This window comes from Promicromonospora sp. NPDC023987 (assembly GCF_040639055.1).
Classification (GTDB): domain Bacteria; phylum Actinomycetota; class Actinomycetes; order Actinomycetales; family Cellulomonadaceae; genus Promicromonospora.
Map to the genome: position 1 here is coordinate 1 of NZ_JBEZZF010000136.1, position 5039 is coordinate 5039.

The window sequence follows — 5039 nt, forward strand, 5'->3', positions numbered from 1 at the left end:
CCAGACCCTCGACTGGGCCAACCCAGCCGAAGCCCTCAACCGCCTACTGTTGACCCAACAAGCAACCGGTGCAACGACCACGTGAGACCACCTAGAACTCTGGCGAGGTAGAACCCTGGCGAGGTAGAACTACAGCTTCGCGCTGCGGTTCTACCTCGCCGGAGTTCTACTTCGCCGGGGTTCTACTTCGTCGCTGCGGAGGCGCGGCAGTCCGCGCAGGTGCCCCAGAGCTCGATCGTGTGCTCGATGTCGTCGAAGCCCTGTGCGGCGGCGACCTTCGAGGCCCACGCCTCGACCGTGGGGCCGTCGATCTCGACCGTCCGGCCGCAGTGCCGGCACACCAGGTGGTGGTGGTGCTCGCGGCGCGCGCAGCGGCGGTACAGGCTCTCGCCGTCCTCGGCGCGCAGGACGTCGACCTCGCTCGCCTCCGCGAGCGCCTGCAGCGCCCGGTAGACGGTCGCGAGGCCCACGGACTCTCCGCGGGCGCGCAGGGTCTCGTGCAGCTGCTGCGCCGAGCGGAAGTCCGCGAGCTCGTCGAGCGCCTCGACGACAGCTGTCCGCTGGCGGGTCATACGTGCGGCCATCAGCGGCACTCCTTCGCAGCGGCCGCCGCACGTTCCGTTGCGGCGGCCGGCAGGTCGACGTCGTCGGGCAGATCAGGATGCGGGTCGTGCGCGGGACGCCGCCGGATCAGGAGCGGCGCCACCAAGGAGACGACCGCGTACACCCCGATGGCGAGGACCACGATAGTCGCGCCGGGCGAGACGTTGTACCAGTAGGTGATGCTCAGGCCGGTCACGCACACCACGACGCCGACGACGCACGCCGTGAGCATGGTGCGCCCGAAGGCGTGCGTGACCTGTTGCGCCACGGCGACCGGCACGATCATGAGCGCGCTGACCAGCAGCAGGCCGACGACGCGCATGGCGACCGTGACGGTGAGGGCCGACACGACGGCGACGATGATGTTCAGCGCCCAGACGGGCAGGCCCGACGCGATGGCGAACTCCTCGTCGTGGCTCACCGAGAACAGCGCGTGCCGCAGACCCACACCGACGGCCAGCACCACGAGGGAGAGCACGACGGTGAGCCAGAGGTCGCCGTCGGACACCGTGGAGATGGAGCCGAACAGGTACTGCATGAGGTTCCCGGAAGAACCGCCTGCGATCCCGATGAGGAGGACACCACCGGCGATGCCGCCGTAGAACATGATCGCGAGCGCGAGGTCGCCCGAGGTACGCCCGCGGCGTCGGACCACCTCGATGAGGACTGCGCCCACCACCGCGGCGACGACGGCGCCAGGGATGGCGAGGGCGTCGTTGGGCGTGAGCCCCATGCCCGCGCCGACGAGCCAGCCGAGGGCGACGCCGGTCAGTGCGACGTGCCCGATGCCGTCGCCGAGCAGGGACAGCTTGCGCTGCACCAGGTACGTGCCGACGACGGGCGCGGTCACGCCTACGAGGAGCGCGGCGATGAGGGCGCGCTGCATGAACGGGTCGGTCAGCATGAGCATGATCATGGGCGCACCTCCAGATCGAGTGCCCGGGTCTCGGCGACGTCCGGCGCCATCCGACCGCCGTTGTCGTCGGCGTGCGGGTGCTGGTGGTGATGCCCCACCCGGTCGTGGTCCTGGCGGGCCCGCGGCGGGGCGCCGTCGTGCACGACCTTGCCGTGCCGCAGGACGACGGCGCGCGAGACGAGCGGCTCGAGCTCGCCGAGCTCGTGGAGCACGACGAGCACGGTGAGGCCGCCGCCGACCAGCCGCTCCATGGTGGCGGCGAACGCCTCCTGGCTGGCGACGTCCACACCGGCGACGGGCTCGTCCAGCACGAGGAGGTCGGGCTCGCGGACCAGGGCGCGCGCGATGAGGATGCGCTGCTGCTGCCCGCCCGACAGGAGGTGCACCGGGTCGCGCACGCGGTCTGCGAGGCCTACCTGCTCGAGCGCCCTCTCCACCTGGTCGCGCCAGCCGCGCGGCAGCCGCAGGCGGCGGCCGTGCAGCAGGCCGGACGCGACGACCTCCTGCGCGGTGGACGGGATGCCGCCTCCGGCGCCCGCGCGCTGGGGGACGTAGCCGACGCGGCTCCAGTCGACGCCGGCGCCCCGCCGGCCGGCCCCGAGCGGCTCGCCGAGCAGCCGGACGGTGCCCTCGGACGGCGCCTTGATGCCGACCAGCGCCCGGACGAGGGTGGACTTGCCCGAGCCGTTCGCACCCAGGAGCGCGACGACCTCACCCTGCCGCACGGTCAGGTCGACACCGCGCAGGATGTGGCTGGCGCCCGCACGAAAGTGCAGGCCGCTGGCCTCGATGACGGGTTCGCTCGGCTCGGTCACCTGCCTAGTGTCCGTCATTCGCAGACCAGCCCCTCCTCCAGCGCGGCCAGGTTGGCCCGCATCACGGAGACGTAGTCGTCGCCGGCGGCCGTGGCGTCCTCGGACAGGCCCTCCAGCGGGTCGAGCACAGCGGTCTTGACGCCCAGATCCGAGGCGAGCGTCTCGGTGACCTTGGGGCTCACGAGGGTCTCCGAGTACAGGGTCTCGATGCCGCGCGCCTCCACCAGGTCGCCGATCTCGCGCAGTCGCGCCGGGGAGGGCTCGACCTCGGGGTCGAGCTCGGAGATACCCACCTGCTCCAGCGCGTAGCGGTCGGCGAGGTAGCCGAAGGCGGCATGGCTCGTCACGAGCGTGGCGCCCTGACAGGCGGCGAGCCCGTCGGCGAACTCCTGGTCCAGCTCGTCGAGCTGCTGCCCCAGGCGCAGGGCGCCGGCGGCGTACTCTTCCGCGTGCTCAGGGTCCACCTCGGCCAGCTCGTCCGCCACGGCCTGCCCGACGACGGCGAGCCGGCTCGGGTCCAGCCAGAAGTGGGGGTCGGTCGCGCCGTGGTCGTGGGCGTCGCCCGCTTCGTCGGCGTGCTCCGCGTGCTCCTCCTCGGTCTCCCCCGCGTGCTCCTCCTCCGCGTGCTCCACGAGCCCGGCGGGACCAGCGGCGTCGATCACGTGCTCGGGCGCGCGAGCCTCGACGCCCTCGTCGACGGCGTTCTGGAAGCCGGACAGGTAGACGACCAGGTCCGCGGTGCCGATCTCGCGGACCTGTGCCGGCGAGAGCTCGAGGTCGTGCGGCTCAGCGGCCGGGGGCGTGAGATTGTCGACGGTGACCAGGTCGCCGCCGATCTGCTGCGCCACGTACTGGAGCGGGTAGAACGACGCGAGCACCGTGACGCCGTCCGACTCGTCTGCGGTGCCGGACCCCGGCGTGGAGCAGCCCGCGAGGGTCACCGTGGCGGCGAGAGCGAGGCTGGTCAGGGTGGCGCCGGTGGCGCGAGACGAGGTCATGAGAACGATTCTCACGCTTGTTGAGAACGGTTGTCAAAGGCCGGGGCGGAGAGGTCGGTCACGCGAGTCTCGACAGGCTCGACCGACGAGAGCGAACGGTAGGCTTGGCAGACATTGTTTCCCGTCTGTTCCCCTGGAGAGAGCCCTCGTGTCCGACAAGTCAGTGCGCTCTGCGCAGACCGCCAAGCTCGACGCCGTCGTCTCGCTCGCCAAGCGACGAGGTTTCGTCTTCCCGTCGGGTGAGATCTACGGCGGAACGCGTTCGGCGTGGGACTACGGCCCCCTCGGCGTGGAGCTCAAGGAGAACATCAAGCGGCAGTGGTGGCGCTCGACGGTCACGAGCCGGGACGACATCGTCGGCCTCGACTCGTCCGTCATCCTGCCCCGGCAGGTGTGGGTCGCCTCCGGCCACGTCGGTGTGTTCACCGACCCGCTCACGGAGTGCCTCTCGTGCCACAAGCGGTACCGCGTGGACCAGATGCAGGAGGCGCACGCGGAGAAGAAGGGCATCGACGACCCGGACTCCGTGCCGCTGACCGACCTGGTGTGCGTCAACTGCGGTACGCGCGGCGAGTGGACCGAGCCGCGCGACTTCAACATGATGCTCAAGACGTACCTCGGCCCCGTCGAGGACGAGTCGGGCCTCAACTACCTGCGTCCCGAGACCGCGCAGGGCATCTTCGTGAACTTCGCCAACGTCGCGGCGACGGCCCGCAAGAAGCCGCCGTTCGGCATCGGCCAGATCGGCAAGTCGTTCCGCAACGAGATCACGCCCGGCAACTTCATCTTCCGGACGCGCGAGTTCGAGCAGATGGAGATGGAGTTCTTCGTCAAGCCCGGCGAGGACGAGGAGTGGCACCAGTACTGGATCGACCACCGCACCGCCTGGTACACGGACCTCGGCATCTCGGCGGATAACCTGCGCCACTTCGAGCACCCCAAGGACAAGCTGTCGCACTACTCGACCCGCACCGTGGACATCGAGTACCGCTTCGGCTTCCAGGGCAGCGAGTGGGGCGAGCTCGAGGGCATCGCGAACCGTACGGACTTCGACCTGAAGACCCACACGGAGAGCTCGGGCAAGGACCTGTCGTACCGCGACCCGGTGACCAACGAGAAGTACTTCCCGTACGTCATCGAGCCGGCCGCCGGCCTGACCCGGTCCCTCATGGCGTTCCTCGTCGAGGCGTACGCCGAGGATGAGGCCCCCAACACCAAGGGCGGCGTGGACAAGCGCACGGTGCTGCGCCTCGACCCGCGGCTGGCCCCGGTCAAGGCGGCGGTGCTGCCGCTGTCCAAGACGGCGGACCTGCTCCCTGCGTCGGAGGCCCTTGCCGCCGAGCTGCGCAAGTACTGGAACGTCGACTACGACGTGACGCAGGCGATCGGCAAGCGCTACCGCCGACAGGACGAGATCGGTACGCCGTTCTGCATCACCGTCGACTTCGACACGCTCGACGACCAGGCAGTCACCATCCGGCACCGCGACTCCATGCAGCAGGAGCGCGTGGCACTGGACAAGGTGGTCAGCTACCTGGCGGGCCACCTCGTCGGGGCCTGAGCGCACCACCGCCTGGATGAGTTCGGTCTGTTGGGATGAGATCGGTCAATCAACCGACCGATCTCATCCACCGACCTGGCCGCGGTGTGGGCGCTGCTGCCGGACGGCGCCGCGGAGACCTTCCATGCCGCGTACCGGCCCGGCGT

5 protein-coding genes are annotated in these 5039 nt (G+C 70.3%); 1 reads left to right on the forward strand and 4 read right to left on the reverse strand.

The annotated features are described in order from the left end of the window. Window positions 1-182: 182 nt before the first annotated feature. Genes AB0F40_RS27180 through AB0F40_RS27195 form a run of 4 tightly spaced genes read right to left on the reverse strand, consistent with a single transcriptional unit; the run spans window position 183 to window position 3332 of the window. Entirely contained in the window at window positions 183-584 is a 402-nt protein-coding gene (locus AB0F40_RS27180) for a Fur family transcriptional regulator (RefSeq protein ID WP_357475388.1), read from the reverse strand. Next, window positions 584-1519: a metal ABC transporter permease gene (locus tag AB0F40_RS27185; protein ID WP_357475390.1), complete on the reverse strand. Its 936-nt coding sequence runs from the start codon at window positions 1517-1519 to the stop codon at window positions 584-586. The genes AB0F40_RS27180 and AB0F40_RS27185 overlap by 1 nt, the downstream gene beginning before the upstream one ends. Beyond that, entirely contained in the window at window positions 1516-2334 is an 819-nt protein-coding gene (locus AB0F40_RS27190) for a metal ABC transporter ATP-binding protein (RefSeq protein WP_357475392.1), read from the reverse strand. Before AB0F40_RS27190 ends, AB0F40_RS27185 begins: the two co-directional genes overlap by 4 nt. Window positions 2335-2348: 14 nt before the next feature. Next, on the reverse strand, window positions 2349-3332 hold the full coding sequence (locus tag AB0F40_RS27195) for a zinc ABC transporter substrate-binding protein (protein ID WP_357475394.1): 984 nt from the start codon (window positions 3330-3332) through the stop codon (window positions 2349-2351). A 148-nt stretch (window positions 3333-3480) separates the two neighbouring features. Here AB0F40_RS27195 and AB0F40_RS27200 point away from each other — a divergent pair, with 148 nt between their 5' ends. Beyond that, entirely contained in the window at window positions 3481-4893 is a 1413-nt protein-coding gene (locus tag AB0F40_RS27200) for a glycine--tRNA ligase (protein ID WP_357475396.1), read from the forward strand. Window positions 4894-5039: the final 146 nt, after the last annotated feature.

Bases quoted from the DNA above. Each gene is read 5' to 3' on its own strand.
- AB0F40_RS27195 (WP_357475394.1), bottom strand. From the start codon at position 3,332: ATGACCTCGTCTCGCGCCACCGGCGCCACCCTGACCAGCCTCGCTCTC.
- AB0F40_RS27180 (WP_357475388.1), bottom strand. From the start codon at position 584: ATGGCCGCACGTATGACCCGCCAGCGGACAGCTGTCGTCGAGGCGCTC.
- AB0F40_RS27185 (WP_357475390.1), bottom strand. From the start codon at position 1,519: ATGATCATGCTCATGCTGACCGACCCGTTCATGCAGCGCGCCCTCATC.